General features: G+C 60.0%; 24 protein-coding genes and 1 pseudogene. 17 read left to right on the top strand and 8 right to left on the bottom strand.

The annotated features are described in order from the left end of the window. The 4 genes from ACA047_RS13960 to ACA047_RS13945 form a co-directional block, all read right to left on the bottom strand. The gene (locus ACA047_RS13960) at positions 1-495 is read right to left on the bottom strand and encodes a GNAT family N-acetyltransferase (RefSeq protein WP_497359885.1); all 495 of its coding nucleotides are present in this window, start codon (positions 493-495) and stop codon (positions 1-3) included. A gap of 58 nt (positions 496-553) precedes the next feature. Then, positions 554-1,675, bottom strand: coding sequence for a cell division protein ZapE (gene zapE / locus ACA047_RS13955; RefSeq protein ID WP_497359883.1), 1,122 nt, complete (start codon positions 1,673-1,675; stop codon positions 554-556). A 184-nt stretch (positions 1,676-1,859) separates the two neighbouring features. After that, positions 1,860-2,201: a nuclear transport factor 2 family protein gene (locus ACA047_RS13950; RefSeq protein WP_497359881.1), complete on the bottom strand. Its 342-nt coding sequence runs from the start codon at positions 2,199-2,201 to the stop codon at positions 1,860-1,862. Between the two features lie 51 nt (positions 2,202-2,252). Next, positions 2,253-2,969, bottom strand: a complete 717-nt coding sequence (locus ACA047_RS13945) for a helix-turn-helix transcriptional regulator (RefSeq protein WP_497359879.1) — start codon at positions 2,967-2,969, stop codon at positions 2,253-2,255. Between the two features lie 287 nt (positions 2,970-3,256). Between ACA047_RS13945 and ACA047_RS13940 the strand changes: the two genes are divergently transcribed. Then, positions 3,257-3,727 carry an LEA/WHy family protein gene (locus tag ACA047_RS13940; RefSeq protein WP_497359877.1) on the top strand — a complete coding sequence of 157 codons (471 nt, stop codon included), beginning with the start codon at positions 3,257-3,259 and terminating at the stop codon, positions 3,725-3,727. Here the strand turns inward: ACA047_RS13940 and ACA047_RS13935 are convergent, their stop codons facing one another. Further along, on the bottom strand, positions 3,728-4,651 hold the full coding sequence (locus ACA047_RS13935; RefSeq protein ID WP_497359875.1) for a carbon-nitrogen hydrolase family protein: 924 nt from the start codon (positions 4,649-4,651) through the stop codon (positions 3,728-3,730). Between the two features lie 93 nt (positions 4,652-4,744). Between ACA047_RS13935 and ACA047_RS13930 the strand changes: the two genes are divergently transcribed. Then, on the top strand, positions 4,745-5,644 hold the full coding sequence (locus tag ACA047_RS13930; RefSeq protein ID WP_497359873.1) for a LysR family transcriptional regulator: 900 nt from the start codon (positions 4,745-4,747) through the stop codon (positions 5,642-5,644). A gap of 3 nt (positions 5,645-5,647) precedes the next feature. On the opposite strand, the gene ACA047_RS13925 is transcribed toward ACA047_RS13930, so the two are convergent. Next, positions 5,648-5,902 carry a hypothetical protein gene (locus ACA047_RS13925; protein WP_497359871.1) on the bottom strand — a complete coding sequence of 85 codons (255 nt, stop codon included), beginning with the start codon at positions 5,900-5,902 and terminating at the stop codon, positions 5,648-5,650. Between the two features lie 160 nt (positions 5,903-6,062). On the opposite strand from ACA047_RS13925, the gene ACA047_RS13920 reads away from it, so the two are divergent. Further along, on the top strand, positions 6,063-6,380 hold the full coding sequence (locus ACA047_RS13920; RefSeq protein WP_497359869.1) for an ElaB/YgaM/YqjD family protein: 318 nt from the start codon (positions 6,063-6,065) through the stop codon (positions 6,378-6,380). 81 nt (positions 6,381-6,461) lie between these two features. Here the strand turns inward: ACA047_RS13920 and ACA047_RS13915 are convergent, their stop codons facing one another. After that, on the bottom strand, positions 6,462-7,493 hold the full coding sequence (locus tag ACA047_RS13915) for an Ldh family oxidoreductase (protein ID WP_497359867.1): 1,032 nt from the start codon (positions 7,491-7,493) through the stop codon (positions 6,462-6,464). Between the two features lie 264 nt (positions 7,494-7,757). On the opposite strand from ACA047_RS13915, the gene ACA047_RS13910 reads away from it, so the two are divergent. From ACA047_RS13910 to ACA047_RS13900, 3 genes are all read left to right on the top strand, one after another. Then, positions 7,758-8,198, top strand: a complete 441-nt coding sequence (locus ACA047_RS13910) for a hypothetical protein (protein WP_497359865.1) — start codon at positions 7,758-7,760, stop codon at positions 8,196-8,198. A 426-nt stretch (positions 8,199-8,624) separates the two neighbouring features. Continuing rightward, entirely contained in the window at positions 8,625-9,629 is a 1,005-nt protein-coding gene (locus ACA047_RS13905) for a FecR family protein (RefSeq protein WP_497359863.1), read from the top strand. A gap of 312 nt (positions 9,630-9,941) precedes the next feature. Then, complete coding sequence (locus ACA047_RS13900; protein ID WP_497359861.1) at positions 9,942-10,322, top strand: fe2+ zn2+ uptake regulation protein; 381 nt, start codon at positions 9,942-9,944, stop codon at positions 10,320-10,322. Positions 10,323-10,331: 9 nt separating this feature from the next. On the opposite strand, the gene ACA047_RS13895 is transcribed toward ACA047_RS13900, so the two are convergent. After that, positions 10,332-10,520, bottom strand: a complete 189-nt coding sequence (locus ACA047_RS13895) for a hypothetical protein (RefSeq protein ID WP_497359859.1) — start codon at positions 10,518-10,520, stop codon at positions 10,332-10,334. A 540-nt stretch (positions 10,521-11,060) separates the two neighbouring features. On the opposite strand from ACA047_RS13895, the gene ACA047_RS13890 reads away from it, so the two are divergent. The 11 genes and pseudogenes from ACA047_RS13890 to glgA all read left to right on the top strand — a co-directional run bounded on the left by ACA047_RS13890 (position 11,061) and on the right by glgA (position 25,199). Continuing rightward, on the top strand, positions 11,061-12,296 hold the full coding sequence (locus ACA047_RS13890) for an MFS transporter (protein WP_497359857.1): 1,236 nt from the start codon (positions 11,061-11,063) through the stop codon (positions 12,294-12,296). 28 nt (positions 12,297-12,324) lie between these two features. Then, positions 12,325-13,452: a LuxE/PaaK family acyltransferase gene (locus ACA047_RS13885; RefSeq protein ID WP_497359855.1), complete on the top strand. Its 1,128-nt coding sequence runs from the start codon at positions 12,325-12,327 to the stop codon at positions 13,450-13,452. Between the two features lies 1 nt (position 13,453). After that, on the top strand, positions 13,454-15,865 hold the full coding sequence (locus ACA047_RS13880; protein WP_497359853.1) for an acyl-CoA reductase: 2,412 nt from the start codon (positions 13,454-13,456) through the stop codon (positions 15,863-15,865). 54 nt (positions 15,866-15,919) lie between these two features. Next, positions 15,920-17,194, top strand: a complete 1,275-nt coding sequence (locus ACA047_RS13875) for a phenylacetate--CoA ligase family protein (protein WP_497359851.1) — start codon at positions 15,920-15,922, stop codon at positions 17,192-17,194. After that, positions 17,191-18,135, top strand: coding sequence for a GNAT family N-acetyltransferase (locus ACA047_RS13870; protein WP_497359849.1), 945 nt, complete (start codon positions 17,191-17,193; stop codon positions 18,133-18,135). The genes ACA047_RS13875 and ACA047_RS13870 overlap by 4 nt, the downstream gene beginning before the upstream one ends. A gap of 104 nt (positions 18,136-18,239) precedes the next feature. Then, positions 18,240-19,373, top strand: a pseudogene (locus ACA047_RS13865) (PDC sensor domain-containing protein); the annotation flags it as partial. A gap of 15 nt (positions 19,374-19,388) precedes the next feature. Then, entirely contained in the window at positions 19,389-20,234 is an 846-nt protein-coding gene (locus ACA047_RS13860) for a methyl-accepting chemotaxis protein (RefSeq protein ID WP_497360346.1), read from the top strand. Positions 20,235-20,437: 203 nt separating this feature from the next. Beyond that, positions 20,438-20,884 (top strand): DUF411 domain-containing protein, encoded by a 447-nt coding sequence (locus ACA047_RS13855; RefSeq protein ID WP_497359847.1) that lies wholly within the window; start codon positions 20,438-20,440, stop codon positions 20,882-20,884. 115 nt (positions 20,885-20,999) lie between these two features. After that, positions 21,000-22,031, top strand: coding sequence for an alpha/beta fold hydrolase (locus ACA047_RS13850; protein ID WP_497359845.1), 1,032 nt, complete (start codon positions 21,000-21,002; stop codon positions 22,029-22,031). Between the two features lie 11 nt (positions 22,032-22,042). Further along, the gene (locus tag ACA047_RS13845) at positions 22,043-23,005 is read left to right on the top strand and encodes a D-2-hydroxyacid dehydrogenase family protein (RefSeq protein WP_497359843.1); all 963 of its coding nucleotides are present in this window, start codon (positions 22,043-22,045) and stop codon (positions 23,003-23,005) included. A gap of 622 nt (positions 23,006-23,627) precedes the next feature. Continuing rightward, on the top strand, positions 23,628-25,199 hold the full coding sequence (glgA, locus tag ACA047_RS13840) for a glycogen synthase GlgA (protein WP_497359841.1): 1,572 nt from the start codon (positions 23,628-23,630) through the stop codon (positions 25,197-25,199). Positions 25,200-25,203: the final 4 nt, after the last annotated feature.

The raw sequence follows: 25,203 nt of genomic DNA, 5'->3' as shown, positions 1-25,203 counted from the left end.
CTACAGGGGCTTGATCCAGAACAGCATACGGCCGTGGGCCGGGTCGAACATGCCGGCGGCAAAGCCGAACTTGGCATAGCTGGCCTGGGCCACGGCATTGCCTTCAAGCACTTCCAGCGTGATCTTGCAGCAACCACGCTGGCGTGCGATGTCCTCGACCTTCTGCAGCATCTTCTGGCTCAGCCCCAGCCCCCGAAACTCTTTCATCACCGCCACATCGTGGATATTCACCAGCGGTCGGCAGGCGAAGGTTGAAAAACCTTCGAAACAATTGACCAGCCCCGCCGGTTCGCCGTTGACGAAAGCCAGCACACTGAACGCATGCGGGCGCTTGGCCAGTTCTCCGGGCAGATGCAGCAGCACTTCGTCTGAAAGTGGCTGGCCACCGCCCATTGGATCTTGCGCATAGCCGTTGAGCACATGACAGATTGCTTCGGCGTGGACCGGATTGGTGTAGCTGGCTTGCAGTACAAGAATGTCCTTGGCTTCTTCCATGACTTTGCATCTCACTTCGGTAGTACCGGCGGCTCGAGGCCGTCGGCGGGGTAAAAGGTCAGGAGGGCTGACCAAAACGTTGCATTTGCATTTCCTGGAGGCGACTGAGCGTACGGCGAAACGGGAATTGCAGATAGCCATCGGTGTACAACTGGTCCATCGGCACCTGGGCCGAAAGGTAGAGCGGCACCTTGCGGTCGTAACATTCGTCGACCAGGGCGATGAAGCGCCGTACACCGTCGTCGTGGATCGACAGCTGCGGCAACTCCCGATCACCGGCCTCAACTCGTTCGACACCGTCTTCTGTGCCTCGGGCAATGCGCCCTTCACGCTGTTCGGCGCTCAGGCTGGGCACGTCACTGAGCAGAATGACGCTGAAACGGTCGCACAGGGCCATGAAATCCAGAGCCGAGAAAGGTTGCTCGCATACATCCAGGTAACGGCTCCAGAGCACTGTGTCGCTGGCCTGGACCGGCTCAATAACTCGATGACCGACTTCGACAGGCTCGCTGCTCGGCGTCTGCCCTGCGGTCAACTGGTTGAAGACCTCGCCCAACGGATCGGGTTGCCCGTGCTCGCGCAGCCAATAACGCTGCTGCAACTTGCCCGGATGCTGGCGGTGGTCTTGCCAGCCGTTCACCGGCACGACCTGCATGTGTTGCTTGATCGCGGTGATGGTCGGCAGAAACCGTTCACGGTTATGGCCGGTGGCATAGAGTTCTTCCGGCGGCAGATTGGATGTGCTCACCATCACCATGCCCTGCTCAAACATCACCTGGAACAGGCGCGCGAGAATCATGGCGTCGCCAATGTCGGTGACAAACAACTCGTCGAAACACAGCACCCGTACCTCTTGGCTCAACTCACGGGCCAAGGCCTGCAAAGGGTCCGGCGTGCCGGTGAGCTGGAACGAGCGCTGATGCACCCAGGCCATGAAATGATGGAAGTGCTGACGGCGGGCCGGCACTTTGAGGCTTTCATAAAAGCGGTCCATCAGCCAGGTCTTGCCGCGCCCGACCGGGCCCCAGAGATAAACCCCCTTGATCGACTTGCGGCCTTCGTGCAACGCCTTGTGGCATTGCTCCAGGGACATGATGGCCAATTCCTGGGCTTCGTCCTGAACGAAACCGTGATGTTCAATGGCGTGCTGCCAGGCACTCAAGGGGGAGTCGAAAGTCATACGGCCCGGGTCCGATATCGAAGTTGGGGAGTATGCCATGACAGAACCACGAACGATCACACGCAGTATCTTGTGGCGAGGGGATTTTTCCCCACCGGGTCGCGCAGCGGCCCCATTTATTTGCGGTCGCTGCGCAACCGAGCGGGGATAAATACCCTCGCCACAACTGTGTTTACATACAAAATTAAATCGAGATATCCAGCCGACTGATCTTCCCCTGCTCATCGAGGCGGAAGGTATAGCGCAGCTCCAGCGGGCTGCCGGGGAAGGTTCCCGAGATCAGGCTGTGCACCAGCACCTTGCCGGTGCGTTGCTGCACGTTGAGCACTTCCACCCGCGGCTGGAAACGCTGGGCGGTGTCTTCCATCCATTGGGCAATGGCTTGAGTACCGGCCCGGTGCTGGCCTTCATCGAACACGCTGGCATCCTCGGCGAAGAAACGCGTCACCGCCGAACTGTCGCAGGCATTGGCGGCCGCAATGTAACCGGCAATGGCCGGGGCCAGGGAAGAGACGGGATGGGACATGGTACGACTCCTTGTTTTATCGATCTGGCACCATGCTAAAACAGCGTAGTGTCAGTTTTTGTCAGGAGTGAAACGCCCGGTTTCGTCCATTTTCATCAACGCAAACCAGGCGCGTAGCAAGTCACTGCGCCTGCCCGGGTAACGCTCGCCCTGCTCAGTGGCAGAAGCAATCCGGTCGGTGCGAAAGGTCCGATAGGCGCCGCGCAACTCACACCAGGCCACCACCACCCGCGCCTCATTCAAAAAACCCAGGGCCAGCGGCCAGATCAACCGCTGGCTTGGGATTTTGTTCACGTCGGCATAATCGACGTGCAACTTCGCTTGAGTGCGAATGGCCTGACGGTAAACATTCAGCGCCACCATGTTCTGCGGGTAGCCATAACCCGGCGGACCAGGCAGCACGGTAGGGTTGCGCAACGCATCCCGCACATCAGGGGCCAGTACCGCGGCGACTTTCGCCAAAGCATCGGCGGCGGCCTTGCCCAACACCTCATCGCCGCGCTGATCAACGTAGCGCAAGCCCAGCACAATGGCCTCTATTTCATCGGCCGTGAACATCAGCGGCGGCAGGAACAGACCACTGCGCAACACATAGCCAATGCCCGCCTCGCCCTGGATCGGTGCGCCCAGGGCCGTGAGTTCGGCGATGTCGCGGTATAGCGTGCGCTCGGACACTTCCAGCTCGCCCGCCAATGTCGCGGCGGTGACCGGGCAGCGCTTGCCCCGCAAGACTTGCAGCAAAGTAAGCAGTCGAGTGGTACGCGACACGATGGCGATCCGGGAGGAAAAAGTTGACGCAGATTAGCAGAGGCTGGTGTCAGAAACTGTCAGGAGGCATGACCTACGTAGCATGTATCCATATGGCATATGCCTTTGTGGCGAGGGAGCTTGCTCCCGCTGGAGCGCGTAGCGGTCCCAATCTTTACGGTCGCTTCGCAACCGAGCGGGAGCAAGCTCCCTCGCCACAGGGGGTTGCGGTGCCTTGGAGTGTTGTGGGTTATCGTGCTCAGCAGTTTCCCGAGTTTTGCCCCATTTTTTATCGTGAGAGTTTATCCATGCGCAGAATCCTCGGTATGTCCCTTTTCCTGATACTGCTCAGCCTGAGCGCCTGCGCCCTCTTCCCACACCGTGACCCGCTGAACATCAATGTGGTCGGCATCGAACCGTTGCCCAGTCAGGACCTGGAAATGCGCTTCGCCGTGAAGCTGCGACTGCAGAACCCCAACGAAACCGCCATCGATTACAACGGCGTGGCGCTGGATCTGGAGGTCAACGGTCGTACGTTGGCCTCGGGGGTCAGTGATCAGACCGGGTCCATTCCACGCTTTTCCGAAGCGGTGCTGAGCGTACCGGTGAGCATCTCGGCGTTCTCTGTGCTGCGTCAGACCCTGGGCCTGAGCCAGACCCAAAGCCTGAATAACCTGCCCTATGTACTCAAAGGCAAACTCGCGGGCGGGTTGTTTGGCACCATGCGCTTCGTCGACCGCGGCACCCTCGACTTGCCGGGCTCGGCAGCCAACTGGTGATCAAACGGTGAACCGCACGCCGGGCTTGGCCCGCTCATCCACCACCAGCTCGAACACATCCGGCCTGGCGTAATGCCCGACTACGTCATAGTCGTAGCGCGCTCGCACCAGTTCATCGGTATCGATTTCGGCAGTCAACAACCCGGCCGTGTCCTTCAGCGGCCCGGCCAGCACGTCGCCCATGGGGCCGACAATCACGCTGCCGCCAGCGATCAACGGACGCTCGGCAGGCCAGTGCGCGACTTCGATACCCAGCGCCTGCGGTGAAGCCTGGACCTGACAGGCACTGACCACAAAGCAGCGGCCTTCGTGCGCGATGTGACGCATGGTCACCTGCCACATCTCCCGCTCATCCACCGTGGGTGCACACCAGACCTCTACGCCTTTGGCGTACATTGCCGTGCGTAGCAACGGCATCATGTTCTCCCAACACACCGCAGCGCCCACACGACCGACCTGAGTGTCGATCACAGGCAAGGTCGAACCGTCGCCCTGGCCCCAGATCAGCCGCTCAGTGCCGGTGGGCATCAGCTTGCGGTGCCTGGCCACCAGGCCTGCATCGGGCTCGAAGTACAGCGCCGTGCAATACAGGGTGCTGCCGACGCGCTCAATGACACCCAACACCAGGCTCGCCCCGGTGCGCGCCGAAAGCCCGGCCAGCGCCTCGGTTTCAGCGCCAGGCACGTCAATGGCATTGGCAAAATAGCGGGCGAAAGCCTCGCGCCCCTCCGGCAGCCGGTACCCCAACTGGGTGGCGAACCCCTCGCCCTTGGGATACCCGCCAAGCAGGGCTTCGGGCATCACCACCAGGCGTGCGCCGGCCTGGCGTATGGCGTCCTCATAGGAAAGGATCTGCGCCAGGGTTTCGCCCTTGCCGCCGGGCAACGAACCAATCTGTAATGCGGCCACAATGGATTTGGGCATGGTTTCAACTCCTTGATCATCAGGTGTTGCTGATTCTCAGGCGTCGGCCGATCATGAATAAAGCCCAATACACTGCTAAATGATATGAGCCTTATGAATATCGCCGACGTCGACCTCAATCTGCTCAAGACCTTTGAAGCCTTGCACGACGAGTCCAGCGCCAGCCGCGCTGCTTTGCGCCTGGGCGTGACTCAATCGGCCATCAGCGCCGCTCTGCGCAGGCTGCGAGGGCTGTATGACGATCAATTATTCGTGCGCACCGGTCGCGGCCTGGCGCCGACACTGCGGGCCAATCAGTTGAAGCCGGTCATCAGCGATGCCCTGAACAAATGCCGCCAGAGCCTGGCAATGGTCGATCCGGACGCCAGCCATTACGAAGGCCGCTCGGTCATCGTCGGGCTGTCCGACGACTTCGAGATAGCCCATGGGCGACGCTTGATCGAGGAAGTGGCACGACGTGCGCCGGGGCTGCGGTTGATTTTTCGCCAGACACACAGCCAGATCGTCGGCCGAAACCTGCTGGAGCGCAGCCTCGACCTGGCGATTACGGCGGGCGGTTTCACGCAACGGTTGCTCAGCCGCCAGGCATTGGGCGAAGGCGACTACGCCTGCCTCGTGGACCCGGACAGCCTGACGCAGGGCCAACAAACCCTCACCTTGCAAGCGTTTGTCGCCCGTGAACATTTGCTCGTGTCTTCGGGTGGTTTCATCGGCATTACTGATGAAGGGCTGGCCGGGCTTGGCCTGAGCCGCCGAGTGTGTGCGTCGACCACCCACTTTGCCGCACTGCCGTTCCTGCTCAAGGGCAGCCAGGCCGTGGCGACCATTCCGCAGCATGCCGCTCGGGCCATCGCGTCGATCAGCGGCCTGGCATTGCTGCCCTGCCCCCTGGCCCTGCCTCGCTACCCCATCGAACTGGGGTGGCGAACCCACACGCAAATGGATCCGGCAGTGGCCAAGGTTCGCGAGGCTATTGTCGCAACGTTTACATAAGGTTTATTTGTTGGCAGCCATCAAGCGATTGACCTCACTTCGCACCATGTTGGCGTATTCCGGCGGCGACATAGCGTCCAGTTCGGCACGCACCCACTCGGCCCACTTGCCCTTGCGCTTGGATCGCTCGCCGAACAGCCGGGCGGCGTCGCCCTTGGCCTTGCCCAGGTTGTTTTGCCACAGTTCAAAGAGTCGGGATTTTTCGTCTTCCAGCGCGGCGCGCTCGGCCAGGGGCTTGTCAGCCAGATTGAAACTCATGGGAATTACCTGTTGCGTAAATAGGCGCCATCTTACACGTTGCGCAGAAACGTCTTAACCACGATTTATGATGGGCTGCGCTGCCGATACCAGTCACTGCAACTTTTCAACAAACGCAGCACTCCATTGTTCACTGCCATCAACTGCAAGGAGTACCTCAATGGCTCGCAAAAGCACCGTGCTAGCGAACGGAGAGCAAATCAAGGATCAAGCGTTCAGCGAACTGAAAGCGTTGATCGAGGAATCGGAAAAACTGCTCAAAAGCAGTGCCTCGATGGTTGGCGAAGACGCCGAAAACCTGCGAGGCCAGATCTCCCAGAAACTGCAACAGGCCCTGGATTCGGTCGCCAGCGCACGGGAGCGCACCCGTCCGATGGTCGATGCCACTGAACTCTATATCGGTGGTCACCCGTGGCAAACCGTGGCGATTTCCGCCGGTTTCGGGCTGGTGGTGGGCTTGCTGCTCGGACGACGTTAAGCGACACCCAGCCGCAACGGTTATCCATGGCGAGGGAGCTTGCTCCCTCGCCACAAAAAATATCACAGTGCCTTCGGGGGTTTACCGCCCCGCCAACTCCCGCAACTGCGCCAATGTCTGTTCATCCAGCGTAATCCCGTGCTCATTGGCTTTGCTGCGCTCGCGATACCGACGATCTCCCGGCAGCCGTCGCAACCCAACGCCATGCATCTGCCTGACCAGTTCCTGGCTGCGTTCGGCGAAGCTCTGTCCGGCGGCCTTGCTTGGGTCGATCACGATCAGCAACTGTCCGGTCCATGGGGTCTTGGCACCCGGATGATTGCGCCAGTCGAACTCGAACGAAAAGTTACCGCCGGTCAGGGCCGCCGCCAGTAACTCGACCATCATCGATAACGCCGAACCCTTGTGCCCGCCAAACGGCAGAAGCGCCCCACCTTCGAGAATCGCCTTTGGGTCGCAGGTCGGCTGGCCGAGGCTATCCACCCCCATCCCTGGCGGCAACAGTTCGCCCTTGCGTGCGGCAATCTGTACGTCGCCATGAGCGATAGCGCTGGTGGCGAGGTCAAAGACAATCGGATCGCCGTCAGCCCGTGGCGCGGCGAAGGCAATGGGGTTGGTGCCGAACAGTGGACGGTCCGCGCCATGGGGCACCACACACGTCATGCTGTTGACCACGCTCAACGCCACCAGACCTTCGTAGGCAAACGGCTCGACATCCGGCCAGAGAGCGGCGAAGTGATGGGAGTTACGAATGGCCAGCACCGCAATACCGGCGCTGCGGGCCTTTGCCACCAGCAACGGGCGTGCGGCGGCCAGGGCGGGCTGGGCGAAACCATTGCCGGCGTCCACTCGTACGAACCCAGATGCGACGTCTTCGACCACTGGCACTGCCCGACCGTTGACCCAACCGCTGTTGAGCGTCGAGACATAACCGGGAATGCGAAACACCCCATGGCTGTGGGCACCGTCGCGCTGCGCGAAAGCACAGTTTTCGGCCAAGATGCGGGCGACTTCGACCGAAGTGCCATGCCGCAGGAAAACCTCCTCCAGCAAACTCACCAAAGCATCAAGGGACAGGGTGCAAGAACCGGCATCATCGGATAGCGCAGACATCTGAGGCTCCAGAGTGATTGTTGGAGGTAGCAACAGCGTAAGTGGTGATTAAACACTGCTTCACGGTGGGAGCAAAGCTTGCTCGCATAGCGCTCCTTTCAGCCACATCGCCATCGCAAGCAAGCTTTGCCGCCGCCCTTAGCCTGACAGGTCTGAAACCTTGCGCGCGGTAACTATGTACCACCTTTGCTCATGGGTCGCTGTCTAGTCTGGCCGCTTCATCCACCGATGTGTCGCCTTGCGGGCCTTGATCGAGAAGCAACGATGCCCCCTGAGACCACGCCACTCTTATTTCCCGAGGTGTTAAACGCCAATCGCCTGGACGAGTTGAACAGCACTCATGGGTTGACGCAGGCAGACCTCGACTGGCTGCACCACACCGCCCAGCCCAGCCAGACGCTGCGCGCCGCGCAGACGCCAGCAATGTCTGCCGAAAAAATCCTCTTCAAAGTCGAGGGTAACGCCCCGATTCCACTGGCCGGTTGTTTTACGCTCAGCGCCTTGCCAAAGGCCGACGGGCCAGCCATCAAACCGGTGTTTCTCTGCACGCCACAGGCGTGGAATCATAAAATTCGACAGCCTGGAAGCGCTCGAAAAGAAGATCAACGAAATGCTGGAGCCCCCTGCAAACGCGCTAAAAGACCAGCAAGACAATGGGCTTTCATTGAGTACGCCACGGAGGCGACTGTTTACGGCATGGGATAGCGAGGCCGACACGCTTAGAAGCCTGGATCTTTTCGCCCGGTATAAGGACACCGTGAAGGAAATCCTGAAAATAACCGGCACCAGGACCCTGGACGAAGCACGGGATGCCTTTCTGGATCCGAATCTGCCGGACAAACGCATCGATGTCATACTTCGAAACGCCGATTCCGTGACACTGCTTATTTGTAAGTTGGGTCGCCAGCTCGACCCACCCTCCCCAACGACCACGTCTTAACTGCGGCACTTCGCGCAGGTGTCCAAGTATTGATCCTTTTTTCACGACATCCATGGGACGCTACAACTAAGAAATACCGGTGTTCGAGCCTTTGACCGAAAAAAACAGGCTCATTTGATGTGCAAACGCCATGATGGCTGTTCTCGGCGGCTTATGCCGAAGGTTAGAATGCGGCAAACCAGGAAGAGTCAATGACCGAACACACACTCTCGGAAGCCGAATACGACGCCATTACCGACGCAGCCGCACATTGGTGCATGCGTTTGCATGCAGTCGACTGCACCGATGCCGAACGGCTGGCGTTCAAGCAATGGCACGACGCCGATCCCCTGCACGCTTTCGAATACGAAGCCATGCTTGAAATCTGGGTGGTTGCCGATCATTTGCCGCTCATCGAGTCAGCGACATCCCCCACCCCAACGTCCCGCCCTCGGTCACGCTGGAGCCGGTTGGCTGTCGCTGCTGCAGTGCTTGTGCTGGGCTTGCCCCTGGCCGCTTACACCGGCTGGAACCTGGGCTGGCTTGCGAATTCCTATCAGCGGTTCGAGGCCGGCGAGAGCGTACGTCACGTCACCCTGAGCGACGGCAGCCAGGTAGAACTCAACTTGGGCAGCCAGCTGGTATTTGCCAATTACAAAAATGAACGCAGCGTTACGCTAAAAAAAGGCGAGGCGTTTTTCAACGTCAGCCATGACGCCCAGCACCCGTTCGTTGTTCGGGCAGGCCAGGGCCAGGTGCGCGTGACCGGCACTCGCTTCAATGTATGGATATATCAGGATCAGGTACGGGTCACGCTGGTGGAAGGCTCCATATGGGTGACCAGCAACCAGACGCTTGCCGATAACGGCCTGCGTCTTTCGCCTGGCATGCAGGCGCGTTACAAGGCCGGTGACTACCAACCACAGATTCGTGAAGTCGACCTCGATGACAGCTCACTGGCCTGGCGCAACGGCAAGCTGGTGCTCAATGACCTCGCCCTCAGCGACGCGTTGCCGCTGATCAACCGCTACCTCGAGCATCCCGTCATGCTGGCCGACAACAGCACCGGCGCCCTGCGTATCGGTGGTATCTACAACCTCAACGAAGTGAAAAACCTCGTGCCTTCCTTGCCGAAAGTGCTGCCGGTTTATCTGACACGGAACAAGGACGGCAACCCGGTCCTCAATTCCATCGGCCAACGGCCGACCAATAACTGAAAAAGCACCGCCCGGACATTCTTACGTCCACTCCTGGTCGAAAACTTCAAAAGCCAGGACGGCTACCGGTGCGACAGTGAAAAAACTGGCCCGCCTGGAAATTCACATACCGCGTGCTAAAGCGCAATGAGCCTTCCCTAAAACAAACCAGATGAAAAAACATTAATGGCTTGGCAGCCGGTTCAGAGCGGATGTTCGAGGTGCCCGTACATTTTTTTCACCTCAGGGCCCTCATGATTGGTCACCCTCGTTCGTCCTATTACAGGAGAGCATCTGTGACCTTTTCTGATCAGGCTGGTAAGGAGTTTTTGCATGCATAACACGCAACTGCCAATGGTGGGCAAGCCAAGGTCGACCGGCGTCTCGATGACAGCCACTGACAGCGTGTTCGGCAGGCCAGAGGAACGAGGCGGCAATGAACACATCAGGCGTTTGCTCAAAAGCTTTGGGCTCAGAACCAGCCTGATTCGCCTCAAAGTCATTGATGCATTGCTCAAGGCCGCCGACGAAAACCGCTGCCTGGGTGTGCGGGGCGTGCACAATCAATTGTTGGGGCTGGACATTCCTTTGTCCTTCCTCAGTGTGCGCGAGGTGTTGAAGCGCCTGTGCAGCGAGGGAGTGGTCACCCTCAATCCCGATAAAAGCTACAGCCTGCACCGCAGTGCCATGGCGGTACTCAAGGCCGAGGAATGACCCCGGTGCTCAGGACTTGACCTTGCGCCGCATCACGCCGTTGATCACCACCACGATGACCGCCACGGCGATGGCGATGTATTGAAACAGCTGCTCGCTGATCATGCCTTTGTTTTGCATCCAGGAAAGTCCCAGCATGACCGCCAGGACGACGAGAACGATCAGAATCGAGTATTTCAAACGTTGCGAATGAGTCATTGCCATTTCCAAATGTATCCGATTTGTATTCACATGCTTACCAGTCTCATACCTTATTTCTGGGATAAGAGGCAGCAAATGGTGTCCCATGTTACAGCCGCAGGAGCGCTTTCGCGCAACCACGGCGTTTAATCATGAGGATTTATCTATGTTTCGTCGCATGACCCTGTTGATTCCCCTGCTGTCCATCCTGACACTGAGTGGCTGCCTCTTTTTTCCTCCAGGTGGCGGTCATGGCGGTGGGCCTGGTGGTGGTCATGGCGGGCCTGGTCCAGGCTTTGACCAACGTCGCTAAGGATTCCCCTCCTTGGTCCTGCGTAGGTAACGCAAGAACCTAATCAACGCACTTGTTATTATCAACTGTCAGATTAGTTACTTGCTCAAGAAAAAATGTCCGCCTTTGCGCGGACATTTTTCTTACAACGATAAGTCATGCGTCCTCCACAAACAAAGGGCAAGACTTCTTTCGGCCCTGAATGTCACCAACGTACTCTCGAATAAGAAGCACCTACCTTCTTATCGACACTGACGTTGGAAACCATGCAAAACTTGCTGACCACTCTTTCCCCAATACGATTAGCAGGCTTTTGCCTGGCTATCGCCCTCTTCGAATTATTGACTTACATGGCCAGTGATCTGGTCATGCCCGCCATGCTCGCGGTAACCCAAGAACTCGATGCACCTGCCGATCAAATCCCCTATGCCTTCAATCTGTATTTGCTGGGGGGCGTGATGTTGCCGTGGCTGATCGGCCCGTTGTCGGATCGCTATGGGCGTCGCCCATTCATGCTCGCCGGTTGTGCCGGGTTTGTGCTGGCTTGTGCGGCAATCACCCAAGTCACCCACATGCAGGGATTCAATGGACTTCGCCTGATCCAGGGGATGGGCCTGGGCTTCGTGATTGCGGTCAGCTACCCCGCCATACAAGAAGTGTTCTGCGAATCGGATGCCGTGAAAGTCATGGCGTTATTGGGCAACCTCGCGCTGCTTTCTCCCTTGCTAGGGCCTTTGTTGGGAGGATTGCTGCTGCAATGGCTGTCCTGGCGCGAGCTGTTTGTGCTGCTGGCCGGCCTCGGGGTGCTGAGCTGGTTGGCCTTATGGGTATTCATGCCGCAAAACCCTGGCCCAACGCCCCGCCCCGGCCACCAACCTGTACGCGAGCCGTTCGAGCTGCGCACGCTGATCGGCCGGTATGGCGCATTGCTGGGCCATGCAGGGTTCATGGCGGCCAGCCTGGCGCTAGGGCTGATGAGCTTGCCGCTGATTGCCTGGATCGGCCTGTCGCCCCTGCTGTTGATCCAGGGCCAGGGCCTGTCTCCCCTGATGTACGGGCTGTGGCAGATCCCGGTTTTCGCAGCCGTGATCCTTGGCAACCTCCTTCTCAACGGTTTGGTAGAACGGGTGGGCGTACGCGGTGTGCTCCGCTACAGCCTATGGCCCTTGTGTGCCGGCCTGATCGCACTGGTCGTTGGCAGCCAGTTTCATCTTTCCTTACCCGCGCTGGTCAGCGGCCTGTCGCTTTACGCCCTCGGGCTCGGCATGGGCAATGCGGCGTTGTATCGATTGGCGCTGTTCGCCAGCGACGACAGCAAAGGGCTGGTCTCGGCCATGGTCGGGATGATCTCAATCGCAGTGATGAGCGCAGTGGGCTCGCTGTTGGCGCTACTGGGCGCCGGGGCAAGCCTGCAAGCTTTTGCCTTGATGGCTGGCATCGCCGGGCTCAGCTGTCTTGTCGCGTTGCGCCTGTTCATGGCGCGACCGGTCGCTCACGTTTGAATTTGCCGTCCCCGAGGAAAGATACTCAATGATCCATTTTCCCCACACCGATGCGCTGTGCGCGTTGCCCCGGCCTTATGGCGCTGACTCGATTCCCCCCGGGCTGTTCAATCGAGCCATGGCTGAGATCAGCCTGTTCCATAGCCACCATACCCCTGGCTACAAAGACTGGCTCAGCGCCAACGGCCTCACCGTCGATGACCTGGAGCATTTGACTGACTGGTCGCGCCTGCCGCCTATCTATGCCAATTACTTCAAGCAGCGATTGCTGCTCAGTCCCACCGCCGAGGACGCGCTGGAACTCACCTCCTCCGGCACCAGCGGCCAGAAAAGTCGCATGCGCTATGACGAGCGCAGTATGGCGGCGGCCCAGGGAATGGTGGCGCGCATTTTTGATCATTACGGCTGGTCCACTCCGGATTCGCCCTGCAACTACCTGTTGTTGAGCCATGAACCCGAAGCGGCCAATCACCTGGGCACGGCGTATACCGATCAATTCCTGTGCCGTTTTGCCCCGGCCAAACGCATCGTTTATGCCCTGCGGCGTACCGGAAAAGGTCATGAACTCGACGTTTTTGGCGTGATCCGCGCCCTTCAGGAATTCGCCGAGGAGGGTCTGCCAGTCAGGATCTTCGGCTTTCCGGCGCTTCTATGGCATGCACTTGAGCGCATGCGCGAGACCGGCATCCAGAACCTGAAGCTTGCGCCCGCCTCGCTGGTGTTCCTGGGGGGCGGTTGGAAAAAACAAGCCGCCCAGGAGATTCCACGCCACCAGGTCTATGAACGCATCACCCGGCAACTGGGCATCGAGCCCCATCGCTGCCGCGACGGTTACGGTGCCGTAGAGCACGCGGTCCCTTACATCGAATGCGCACACCATCACTTTCATGTGCCGGTCTATTCGCAAGTCTTCGTTCGCCACCCCTCGGATTTCAGCGTCCAGCCCTTCGGCGAGGCCGGGTTGCTGTCATTCGTTTCGCCCTACATTTCCTCCAGCCCGGCCCACGCCGTGGTGATGAGCGACCTGGCGACCCTGCATCCGGCCAACTGTGAGTGCGGCTTGCGCACCCAGTGGTTTGAACTGCATGGCCGGGCGGGGACCAGTGCCAGCCGGAGCTGCGCCATGGCTGCCGCCGAATTGATCAAGGAAAATTGATATGTATCTCATCAACGGCCAGTTGCACGCCGACCTGACACTTGACCAGGCGCTTGAACGCTTGCAGCCGCAACTACCCGCCCTCCTGGTCTCGGCCCCCCACAGCGACAGTGTGCTCGATTGCGCCGAGGCGTTCGCTCAAAAGCTACGGGGACAAAGACAGGATGCAATCCTCGACGAAGACCAACGCCAAGCGTTGATCGCCTTTTGCGCACGCAAGCATTTGAGCTTGAAGCTTGCGCGGGAACTGGGACCGGATCCGCGCTCGCTGCGGCGAATCGACTATTGCGACGGCCCCTTCGAAAGCTGGCAGCCCTTGGGTCTGGTGGTGCATGTCACGCCGGGCAATGCACCGCTGCTGGCGTTCTGCGCGGCACTGGAGAGCCTGCTGGCCGGTAACATCAACTGGTTGCGCCCCAGCACACGCGATGAGGGCCTGACGGCGCGGATACTGGCGGCGTTCCTCGATTGCGACACCAGTGGCCGGCTGCGCGATTACCTGGCGGTATTGCCCGTGCCCCACCACGAGAGCGAGCGTCTCTTCGCACTGGCACAGGGTGTCAGCGCCTGGGGCGGCGAGACGGCACTCAAGGCCATGCGCGAGCAGATCCCAAGCGGCTGCCGCTGGATTGACTGGGGGCATCGCATCAGCTTCGCTTATGTCACACCTCTAGCCGCCAGTGCGCAGGCGCTCGATAGCCTGGTGAATGAAGTCTGCAGTCTCGATCAGCAAGCCTGTTCCAGTCCGCAATGGCTGCTGGTGGACAGCGATGAGCCGGCTGTCTTGCAAGCACTGGGCAACGCCCTGGCCGCCGCATTCGAGCGCCGCGCCGGACAATGGCCAGCCTTGGCACCCACCGCCGCCGAAGCCTGCGAGATCACCACCCGCACCGCACTTGCTCGCCTGGATCACTGCTTCGCGGGGCAGACCGGCCAGGTCTGGGCGGGTGACGGCTGGCGCATCCTTTGGGAGCATCATCGCAACCTGTCGCCATCACCACTGTTCCGCACGCTGTTGTTGCGGCCAGTGCCCCAAGGGCTGATCACCGAAACCCTGCTGCCCTGGCGGAACGTGTTGCAGAGCTGCGCGCTCATCTGTGAACCGGAACAGGCACCCGGGCTGTCACGCCGTTTGATAGCCGGCGGCGTGACCCGCATCTCGGCAACCGGCGCTATTCAGCAAGGCTATGACGGCGAACCTCACGACGGGGTCTATGCGCTCCAACGGTTGAGCCGTCGGGTGTCGGCCGGGCTTGAGCCTGATGTCGCAAGTCATCGTGTAACGCTGGATGCTGCGCCTGCTGCGATGTCGGTTTGTCCCTCGACACCGATCATGGACAAGGCAGCCTTCATGGCACTGCCCGCCGCTCCCCAAGCGCAACTGTTCTTCCGCTCCGGCGGCAGCAGCGGCGCTGCGGTGTTATCGCCCTACAGTTACCGCGATTTCGACAGCCACATGCGCGCTGCCGCCGACGGGTTGCGCGCGGCCGGGCTGGATCCTGCGCAGGATCGGGTCATGAACCTGTTTTATGGCGGCAACCTCTACGGCGGCTTTTTCAGTTTCTCGAAAATACTGGAGCACATGAACGTCGTGCATTACCCCATGGGCGGGCCGTCGGACGACGACTTCGGCGAAATCGCCCGGATGATCGTTGCGCATGAGGTCAACACGCTGGTCGGCATGCCAAGTACTTTGCAACGTCTGTTTTCCAGCCAGAAACCAACGCTTCAATCCTACGGTGGCGTAAGCAAAGTCTTGCTGGGTGGCGAGCACCTGGGGCAAGAAAGTCGGCAATTGCTCCAGGACTGCGACGTCACAAGCATCCGCTCGGCCATCTACGGCAGCGTGGACGCGGGCCCCCTTGGCCATGCCTGCGCCGCCAGCGACGATGGCGTTTTCCATCTCATGGACGCCATTCAACACCTGGAAATCGTCGACCTGGAACAGGACGTTCCGGTCGACCTGGGAGAAACCGGACGCTTGCTGTTCACTTCCCGCATACGCCAGGCGCAACCCCTTCAACGCTATGAAGTCGGCGATTGCGGGCGCTGGCTACCGGGCCCCTGCCCCTGCGGCCTGGAGTCACCAAGGTTTGAGTTACGCGAGCGTCACGGGCGTCTGGTACGCATCGCAACGCATTTCATCAATACCCGAGAGCTGGCCGACCACGCGCAAACGGCCATTCAAATCGTGCTCGATTACGACAGCAGTGGTTGTGAGCGCCTGTTGATTCGCGCCAATGGCGACGCCGAAAGGATTCGACGCCAAGTGCTGGGCCTCGCATCGCTGTCCGAGGCAGTCGATGCCTCAATGCTGGTGGTGGAAGTTCAAGCCTGTCCACCCGAATGCTTTGAACATAACAAACACAGCGGCAAAGTTCCGCTGGTGATTGATTCCAGAATAACCGGTTAATTGTTTTTTGCAGGCAAACCTATAAACGGACTGCCAAGCGCCGAGAGAACCCTGATGAGCACTTCTTTATCATTCGAACAATGGCTTGCCCATATCCGTACCCATTCAAAGTATTACCAGCGACACTTTAAACACTTACCCGCCCAAGGCTGCGTTTTGGAAGACTTACCACTGATTGACGCCGACGATTATTGGGTGGGTAGCCATGATCTGGACAATTGGGAAGTACTGACCGAGAAAGTACAGGACGCCCTGATATATAAAACCGGCGGCACGACCAGCGAGGGCAAACTGTCGGTGTACACCCACGCTGAGTGGCAGCAGATGCTCGACTGCTTCGGTCACAGCCTGTCAGCTCAACTGAGGGCAGGCGATCGAATCGCCAATCTGTTTTTTTCAGGCGGCCTGTACGCCAGTTTTATGTTTATTCATGGTGCCTTTTGCCGGGTCAATGTGGCCATTACCGAATTCCCCTTCACAGGGTCGGTAGATCTCGAGGTGCTGGCCGACGCCGTTACCGGACACCGCATCAATGTGCTGGCCGGTGTGCCCGCCCATCTTCTGGCGTTTGCCGGTCACTTGAATCAACAGGGACGCACGCTGCCGACCGTCACTACCGTGCTGTTCGGCGGAGAAAACCTGTTCGAGAGTCAACTGCCCACGTTGAAACGCGCATTCCCGCAGGCTCGTTTCGTGTCGATCGGTTATGCCAGCGTGGACGCCGGCCTGGTAGGCGCCAGTACACCTGATTGCAGCCTCGGCGAGCACCGCGTGTTCGACGAACAGACACGGGTGGAGATCATCGATGAACTGAGTGGTGAGGTCATCGAGGCATGTGATCGCCCGGGCAACCTGGTGGTCACCAACTTCACCCGGACCCTGATGCCGATTGTTCGCTACCCGGTGGGTGACCGGGCCTGCTGGCGCGAACCGGCCGGCACTGCGCAGCGCAAGTTCGCACTTCAGGGGCGCAGCGCACAAAGTCGGCGAGTGCGAGTAGGCGTGATGTCGCTCTTTCCACAGCAAATCAGCGACCTCACTCGACGTTTGGGCGGTGATCTGCAATGGCAACTGATCATCGAGCACGTCGAAGACAAAGACCGCGTGCTGCTCAAATGGGCATCTGAGAGGCAAGCGAAGGCTCGCGAATCATTTTCCCAATCGTTGAAAAATGCCTTGATCAGCCAGTACCCAGGCATCGACCAACTCGGCCTGGACGTCCAGGCGTGCAGCCCTCAGGAGCTGGAGCGCCATCCACGCTCAGGCAAACATCTATCGATTATCGACCGTCGGGTCTATGGCCCGCCAACAGTGAGGAGCGCCGGATGAACGCCCTGCTCATCAGGCCATTCCTACCCACCGACGGCGTCGGAATCAGCGAATTGTTCCTCCGGGTGTACGGCGAGCACTACGTCTCGCCAGACGTCTACGTGCCGCAAATGATTTGCCAGCACAACCAGCAGCGACATTGGCACTCCATGGTCGCCCTATTGGGCGGGCACATCGTCGGCCATGGGGCATTGTGCCGACAGGCTGCCAACCCTGCGGAAGGGGAGCTGGCGCTAATAGCGGTAGACCCTGCCGTGCAAGGCGGCCAGATCGCTACGCGCCTGGGCCAGCAATTACTGGACCGCTGCCAGGACCTCGGGTTTGCCCGGCTGTTGATCAAGCAAGTCACCAGCCACTGTTACAGTCAGCGGCTGGCCCAACGGCTGGGGTTCCATGACACCGGGCTGCTGCCCGATTATGTGCCTTCGCCATTCGCCACTGGCCAGGCCGAAACGATCGTGATCGGCTGCCAGGTGATCGGGGCGTCTCGATGCCCGCTGCCGCACCTTCAGTGGCCCTCGGCATACCGATGGTTGATGGAGCCCCTCGTAGCGCGGTTCGGCACCACGCTCGACGACACTCCAGCATCGGTGCAATCGCTACAGATCAGGCAACTGCCCGGGCGAGTCGACATCGTAGCCGGGCGCATGGACCGTCGCCTGGCTGGGCAACTGCACCGTTTGCCGGCCCATTGGCCGCTTTCGGTGCGACTCAGACTTCACCGGCAATTTGCCGATGATTACCGCCGGTTAGTGGCCGCTGGATTCATCTTCACCGGGGTGATGCCCGCCGAGGGCACCCTGGGTTGGCAGGCTCTGTTTCACCGGGGTGCTCTGGCTCGCCGGCTCAGCCTGCGTTCGGAGCCGATGCAACGGCTGCACGATAAAGTGCAGATCCACGCTCAAGCCTGGAAGGACGCCCAGGCAAGCTCCGCGGCTTGACGTTGCCAGGCATGTGACATTAAAGCTCTATTGCGACAGGCCGATAAAAACGGGACCGACCATTGCGCTTGCTCCCCAAAGACGCCTTCGTGCAAGGACCTCACATGCCCGCACTCCGCACCATTCAGGCTCGCTACACGCTGTTCCTGGTTCTATTCATACTGGTGCTGTCCATTCTGACGGTGGTAGGCATCAGTTATCTGGTCGCGCCCAAGCTACGCCACACTGAAGAACAAGTGGTGCTCAACCGCATCGCCGAAGTTGCCGAGCAGATCCAGGGCGAATTGAACAAGGTGCAGGCGCAGCAACGCAGCATTACCCAGACCATCCCGTTGCTCGACAGCGATGCCATCGACAAAGTGTTGCCGGGGCTGGTGGATCAATATGGCGAGCTGAAAGTCTTCGGCGGCGGAATCTGGCCGTTACCCAACCAGCGCGCCGAGGGACGCAGCAAATTCAGTACGTTCTGGCACCGCGACGCCTCCGGCAAACTGGTGGTCAATACCTTCTGGAACAGCGACGCCGCACCGAACTATTACGAACAACCCTGGCACAAGGGCGGCATGGCCACCCCTGCCGGTAAGTGCGCCTGGGCCGCCGCCTATAAAGATGACGCCAGCGCCGAACCTCGTACCAACTGCGCCATGGCCATCCAGAAAAACGGCGTGCCTTATGGCGTTTCCACCATCGACGTGACCCTGGGCTTCTTCAACGAGCTAGTGGCGCGCAAGGAAGCCGACCTGAACGCCGAAATGTTGATTGTCGAAGGCGACGGTAAAATCATCAGCAACAGCTCGCGCATCAGCGGCCCGATCGTACTCAAGAACATCAGCGAACTGGCGGCATCCTCGCCATTTGCCGCCCAGGTCAAGGCCGGCCTGGCCCAGCGTGACCAGCCGCGGCGGAGGGTCGAGTTCGACAACCACGGCGAGGCCAGCACGTTTTTCATGCGGCCTATCGAAGGTTCGCCGTGGTTCCTCGCCACGGCGGTGCCAACCCGCCTGATCACCGCCCAGCGTGACGATGTACTGAGCACGCTGAGCCTGCTGCAAATCCCGATGGTGATCCTGCTGGTGTTGATGCAGCTGTACGCGATCCGTAAGTTGACCCACCGCATGAAGGTCCTCAAAGGCAACATCGACGCATTGTCCGCTGGCGATGCCGACCTGACCCGACGCATCACTATCCGTGCCGAGGATGAACTGGGGGCCATTGGTCACTCAGTCAACGGGTTCATCGCCTACCTGCAAAACATGATCGGCGAAGTCACCCAGGCCACCGGTGCCATGGCGTCGAGCCTGGATAACCTGCAGCGGACCTCGGCCCACACCAGCGAAATCCTGATGCGCCACGCCTCGGAAACCGACCAGACCGTGACAGCCATCACCCAAATGAGCTCCACGGCAGAAAGCGTGGCGCAGAATGCGGCCCAAACAGCTGCGTTCACCCAGCGCGCCAGCGAGCATGCCGATCGCTCTCGCGTCGTTGTCGGTGAGGCCTCCAACAGTGTGGTGGCGTTGATCGATGAAGTGGCCAGCGCCACCCGCAAGGTCGGGAGCATGCAGCAAGATGCGCAGCGCATCACCGAGACTCTCGGCGTGATCGGTGCTATCGCCGGCCAGACCAACCTGCTGGCCCTTAACGCCGCCATCGAAGCTGCACGGGCCGGTGAACAGGGCCGAGGCTTCGCGGTAGTGGCCGATGAGGTACGCGCCCTCGCCGCGCGGACTCAGGCCAGCACGTCGGAAATCAACGAAATGTTGACCCGCCTGACCCAAGGTGTGAGTTCGTCGGTCTCGGCCATGGAAAACACCCAGGCCAGTTGCCAGTCGGCCGCCGACGCCACTTCCCGGGTCAACTCGGGCCTGGATGAAATGGCCGGTTCCGTCAGCCAGATCAACAGCCTGAGCACCCAGATCGCCACCGCCGCCGAGCAACAGAGCGCCGTGACCGAAGAGATCAATCGCAGCATGGTGCAGATCCGCCATATGGTGGAAGAGCAGGTGGAAAGCGGCCTGGCCAGCGAGAACAACACCCGGCAATTGCTGGAAGCCAACACTCGGGTGAATGCAATCATGGGGCGGTTCAAGGTCCGCTAGAACGGCTGCCACACTGATTACAGGCGGATATGCAGCCATATCCGCCAATACCCCACAGGTTACTGCGATACCGGGAATTCTTCCTCCAGCCCCCTCCGCCCTCCCAACCTGACAACGCTGTCATCTGCTCCTCAGCCGCCTGTCAGCTCGCTACCGCTACTCTGTTATCCTCCTTCAAAACCATTCGATACGAGACTGCTTTCATGGCCAACCCCCTGCACCTGCTCGCCCTGAGCGCCCTGTTCGTGACCACCCTGGCCCAGGCCGCCGAGCCGGTCACCCTCGACGTGCACCGCGACGCCAATTGCGGTTGCTGCAAAAAGTGGATTTCGCATCTGCAAGAAAACGGATTCAAGGTCAACGACCATGTCGAAACCGACATGAGTTCAGTCAAGCAACGCCTGGGTGTGGCGCCCAACCTGCGTTCCTGCCACACCGCCGAGATCAACGGCAAATTTGTCGAAGGCCATGTCCCGGCCGATCAGGTGCTGGCGTTGAGCAAACGCGATGACTTGCTGGGCGTGGCCGCACCTGGCATGCCCATGGGGTCGCCCGGCATGGAAATGGACGGCATGAGCGATGCCTATCAAGTGATCGGCCTGAAAAAAGACGGGACTCAAACCGTAGTGGCGGATTACCCGGCCCGCTGATCTCGCGACTTTGGAGCGGATGGACTTGAACATTCGGGCCGTTCGATTGCCTGTGGTTAATGTCGCCATAATCGGTCCGCTCCAGGATCGACCGATTGCCCCGAGGAGATTGACCATGTCGCGTTCCATTGCTCGCTGGTTGCCCAGCCTGTTCCTGACCGCCGCCCTGCCAATGCTCGCCCAGGCTGAAAATCCCCCTGAGGGCCCCGCCTATGGCCCGGAACTTCAAGGATTCGAATACCCCTATACGCTCAAGCACTTCGCCTTCCAGTCTCAGGGCAAATCGTTGCAGATGGGCTACATGGACGTGCCGGCACAGGGCAAGGTCAATGGCCACAGCGTGGTGCTGATGCACGGCAAAAACTTCTGCGCGGCCACTTGGGGTGATTCGATCAAGACCCTCAGCGAGGCCGGCTACCGAGTGATCGCACCGGACCAGATCGGCTTCTGCACGTCCAGCAAGCCCGACCATTACCAGTACAGCTTCCAGCAACTGGCAACCAACACCCACGCCCTGCTCAAGGCCCTCGGTGTGCAGAAAGCTGTCGTGCTGGGCCACTCCACCGGCGGCATGCTCGCCACCCGCTATGCCTTGGAATTTCCCGATCAGGTCGAGCGCCTGGCGATGGTCAATCCCATTGGCCTTGAGGACTGGAAAGCCCTCGGCGTGCCTTATCGTACCGTGGACCAATGGTACGAGCGCGAGCTGAAACTCAACGCCGACGGCATTCGCAATTACGAGCGCACGACCTATTACGGCGGCCGCTGGAAGCCGGAGTTCGAACGCTGGGTGGACATGCTCGCCGGGCTGAATAAAGGCCCAGGCCATACGCAAGTGGCGTGGAACTCGGCGCTGATCTACGACATGATCTTCACCCAGCCGGTCTATTACGAGTTCAAGGACCTGAAAGTGCCAACCCTGCTGCTGATCGGCACCAGCGACACCACCGCCATCGGCAGTGACATCGCCCCGCCGGCCGTGAAAGCCAAGCTGGGCCGTTATGAGGTGCTGGGCAAACAGGTCGCCCAACTGATTCCCCGTTCAACCCTGGTGGAATTCCCCAATCTGGGGCATGCCCCGCAAATGGAAGAGCCGGAGCGTTTTCACAAGGCCTTGCTGAGCTGGCTGAACAAACCCATTCCCTGACGAGGTGATCCATGGCGGTGCAAATAGCAGTCATCGACGATTGGCAAGACGTGGCGAGGGACGTAGTGGACTGGTCGGTACTGGACGCCATCGGCCAGGTGACGTTCCTTCACCAATACCCCGCCGACCGCGACACCCTCGCCGAGCGCCTGCAGCGCTTCGAGGTGATCTGTGTGATGCGTGAGCGCACGCCATTCGACGAGGGCCTGCTGCGCCGCCTGCCAAACCTCAAGCTGTTGCTCACCGGCGGCATGCGCAATGCCGCCCTGGATCTAAAAGCCGCCGCCGAACTGGGAATCCAGGTCTGCGGCACGGAAAGCTACAAGCACGCCGCCCCCGAACTGACCTGGGCACTGATCATGGCCCTGACCCGCAACCTGGTGCAGGAAGCCAATGCCTTGCGCGCAGGTCTCTGGCAGCAAGGTTTGGGTGGCGACCTGCACGGTAAGACTCTGGCGGTCCTCGGCTTGGGCAGCATCGGCACGCGGGTGGCGCAGTTCGGCCAGGTGTTCGGCATGCGGGTGATCGCCTGGAGCCAAAACCTCACCGTCGAGCGGGCCGCCGAAGCGGGTGTGACGTACGTGAGCAAGCAGGAACTGTTCGAGCAGGCCGACATTCTCTCGGTCCACCTGGTGCTCAGCGAGCGCACCCGCGCTCTGGTGGATGCCCAGGCGTTGGGCTGGATGAAACCCGAGGCGCTGCTGGTCAACACCGCGCGCGGGCCGATCATCGATGAAGCGGCCCTGGTTGATGCCCTCCAGCACAAACGCCTGGCTGGCGCCGCCCTGGACGTGTTCGCCGAGGAGCCCTTGCCGCCCGGCCACCCGTTCCGAACGCTGGATAACGTATTGGCCACGCCCCACGTGGGTTACGTCAGCCGACAGAATTATCAGCAGTTTTTTTCCCTGATGATTGAAAACCTGCAGGCCTGGGCCGCGGGCAAGCCGATCCGCTTGTTGACTCCGGCTGGCTAGCAAAAAAACCTGTGGGAGCGGGCTTGCTCGCGATTGCGGTCTGTCAGCGATTCATTTTCTATCTGATACATAACATCCGCGAGAAACCTGCGCTCCAAGAATGATGTCTTTGCCACTCTACAATAGCTATCAAAACGCCTCCATTTCGCACGCCCTCCGCTGGTGCATTGCGCCATCGCATCGCGCACACCGATGAAACAACGCCTTTCCCATACACCCATAACGTGTCCAGGAACTGCACTTCGTCGGTGCGTATCCCCCTTTGTCGTGTAAGCCATTGCCGACAATAAACGTGATTGTCGGACAATGCGACGAAGCGAGCCGCACCGCTCTAAGTTCTGACCTAGACTGCCTATCCGGGGGAAAAACCTACCGGTCATCCAGACGAAAAAAAGTCGAAACTTTTCGCAACGGCTACGGGTCAGGTTAAAGGTAGGGCAACAGCGGCTGGTGCATTCCTTGCAAGTCCCTTGTAGCAGCCCCTTCAACTGATTCGCTTAGCCGTAAGGGCAGCGCTTTGCTTTCCTTGCGTAGCGCTTGTGCGCCTGGCCGCAGGATACGGCCAATGAAACAACAGCTCTGGCGCTTGCCGGAAACAGATCAAGAAAATGGGAGAAAGTTAATGATCAGTGCTGCCTTGGAACCACAGCAAGTCCGTTCTCAATTACCGCCGGCGAGCGAATCGCCGACGGCCCCGGTGCTGGCCACCGGCGGCAAGGCACTGCTCCCCGTCGTTCGACAAAATCCCAATCGCAAGAAGGTATTGTTCGTGACGTCGGAAATTGCCGACCTGGTCAAGACCGGCGGCCTGGGCGACGTCTCATCCGCCCTGCCCCGAGCCATGGCCGGACTGCATGATGTCCGGGTGCTGATCCCCGGTTATCCGCAGGTGATGAACAGCGGAAACCCGATCCATATCATCGGCGAACTGGGTGGCCACGCCGCACTGCCGCCCTGCAAGATCGGGCGCATGGACATGGCCGACGGCCTGGTGATTTATGTACTGATCTGCCCAGAACTCTTTGCCCGCGAAGGTTCACCGTACGGCGCCAACAACGGTCGCGACTGGCCTGACAACCACATTCGCTTTGCGCGCCTGGGCCTGGCGGCAGCCGACATCGCCGCCAACCTTGCGCAGATCCACTGGTGCCCCGACCTGGTTCATGCCCACGATTGGCCAGCCGGGCTTGCGCCTGCCTACATGCACTGGCGCGGGCAACGCACCCCTACCCTGTTCACCATCCACAACCTGGCATACCAGGGCGTGGTGAGCCTGGCGTCCTGCCCGGAGTTGGGTATCCCCGAGCACGCGCTGCAACAGGAAGGCATGGAGTTCTACGGCAAGTTGTCGTTCCTCAAGGCCGGCATGGCCTACTCCAGCCACATCACCACCGTCAGCGCCACTTATGCCCAGGAAATCACCACCCCGGCGTTTGGCTGCGGGCTCGACGGGTTCCTCGCGGCCAAGACGCAACAAGGCCTGCTCAGCGGCATCCCCAACGGTATCGATGAAAGCTGGGATTCGGCCACCGACCCGCACCTGTTCTGCCAGTTCGCCATGGGCGACTGGGAGGGCAAGGCTGTCAACGCCGCCCATGTGCGCGAGCTGTTCGACCTTGACGACTCCACCGGCCCGCTGTTCGCCGTGGTCTCGCGCCTGGTGTATCAAAAAGGCCTGGACCTGACCGAAGCCGTTGCCGAATTCATCGTCAAATCTGGCGGCCAGATCGCCATCATCGGCCGCGGCGAACCGGAGGAAGAACAAGCCATGCGTGAATTGGCGCTGCGCTTCCCAGGACGAATTGGCGTGCGCATCGGCTTCAACGAAACCGATGCACGGCGGATGTTTGCCGGCAGCGATTTCCTGCTGATGCCGTCGCGCTACGAGCCGTGCGGTTTGAGCCAGATGTACGCCCAGCGCTTTGGCTCGCTGCCGGTAGCACGCAACACCGGTGGCCTGGCGGACACCATCGAAGATGGCGTCACTGGTTTTCTGTTCGATGAGTCCACTGCGCACAGCTACAAACAGGCCTTGAGCCGGGCTTTCAAGGTCTTCGAATTCCCGGAGCTGCTTAACGCGATGCGCTGCCGGGCCATGTCGGCGCCATTCAACTGGTGCAAGGCTGTGGAACCCTACGCCGAACTCTATGAACAACTAGTGGCTAAGTCACTGGGTAAATCGGCCAGACAATGAGGTA

It is taken from the genome of Pseudomonas sp. LBUM1664 (assembly GCF_059695895.1).
This window is presented reverse-complemented; position numbering and strand designations above follow the sequence as displayed.

Coding starts and splice junctions, on each gene's coding strand:
- ACA047_RS13960 (WP_497359885.1), bottom strand. CDS start 495: ATGGAAGAAGCCAAGGACATTCTTGTACTGCAAGCCAGCTACACCAAT.
- zapE (WP_497359883.1), bottom strand. CDS start 1,675: ATGACTTTCGACTCCCCCTTGAGTGCCTGGCAGCACGCCATTGAACAT.
- ACA047_RS13950 (WP_497359881.1), bottom strand. CDS start 2,201: ATGTCCCATCCCGTCTCTTCCCTGGCCCCGGCCATTGCCGGTTACATT.
- ACA047_RS13940 (WP_497359877.1), top strand. CDS start 3,257: ATGCGCAGAATCCTCGGTATGTCCCTTTTCCTGATACTGCTCAGCCTG.
- ACA047_RS13935 (WP_497359875.1), bottom strand. CDS start 4,651: ATGCCCAAATCCATTGTGGCCGCATTACAGATTGGTTCGTTGCCCGGC.
- ACA047_RS13930 (WP_497359873.1), top strand. CDS start 4,745: ATGAATATCGCCGACGTCGACCTCAATCTGCTCAAGACCTTTGAAGCC.
- ACA047_RS13925 (WP_497359871.1), bottom strand. CDS start 5,902: ATGAGTTTCAATCTGGCTGACAAGCCCCTGGCCGAGCGCGCCGCGCTG.
- ACA047_RS13920 (WP_497359869.1), top strand. CDS start 6,063: ATGGCTCGCAAAAGCACCGTGCTAGCGAACGGAGAGCAAATCAAGGAT.
- ACA047_RS13915 (WP_497359867.1), bottom strand. CDS start 7,493: ATGTCTGCGCTATCCGATGATGCCGGTTCTTGCACCCTGTCCCTTGAT.
- ACA047_RS13910 (WP_497359865.1), top strand. CDS start 7,758: ATGCCCCCTGAGACCACGCCACTCTTATTTCCCGAGGTGTTAAACGCC.
- ACA047_RS13905 (WP_497359863.1), top strand. CDS start 8,625: ATGACCGAACACACACTCTCGGAAGCCGAATACGACGCCATTACCGAC.
- ACA047_RS13900 (WP_497359861.1), top strand. CDS start 9,942: ATGCATAACACGCAACTGCCAATGGTGGGCAAGCCAAGGTCGACCGGC.
- ACA047_RS13895 (WP_497359859.1), bottom strand. CDS start 10,520: ATGACTCATTCGCAACGTTTGAAATACTCGATTCTGATCGTTCTCGTC.
- ACA047_RS13890 (WP_497359857.1), top strand. CDS start 11,061: ATGCAAAACTTGCTGACCACTCTTTCCCCAATACGATTAGCAGGCTTT.
- ACA047_RS13885 (WP_497359855.1), top strand. CDS start 12,325: ATGATCCATTTTCCCCACACCGATGCGCTGTGCGCGTTGCCCCGGCCT.
- ACA047_RS13880 (WP_497359853.1), top strand. CDS start 13,454: ATGTATCTCATCAACGGCCAGTTGCACGCCGACCTGACACTTGACCAG.
- ACA047_RS13875 (WP_497359851.1), top strand. CDS start 15,920: ATGAGCACTTCTTTATCATTCGAACAATGGCTTGCCCATATCCGTACC.
- ACA047_RS13870 (WP_497359849.1), top strand. CDS start 17,191: ATGAACGCCCTGCTCATCAGGCCATTCCTACCCACCGACGGCGTCGGA.
- ACA047_RS13860 (WP_497360346.1), top strand. CDS start 19,389: ATGATCGGCGAAGTCACCCAGGCCACCGGTGCCATGGCGTCGAGCCTG.
- ACA047_RS13855 (WP_497359847.1), top strand. CDS start 20,438: ATGGCCAACCCCCTGCACCTGCTCGCCCTGAGCGCCCTGTTCGTGACC.
- ACA047_RS13850 (WP_497359845.1), top strand. CDS start 21,000: ATGTCGCGTTCCATTGCTCGCTGGTTGCCCAGCCTGTTCCTGACCGCC.
- ACA047_RS13845 (WP_497359843.1), top strand. CDS start 22,043: ATGGCGGTGCAAATAGCAGTCATCGACGATTGGCAAGACGTGGCGAGG.
- glgA (WP_497359841.1), top strand. CDS start 23,628: ATGATCAGTGCTGCCTTGGAACCACAGCAAGTCCGTTCTCAATTACCG.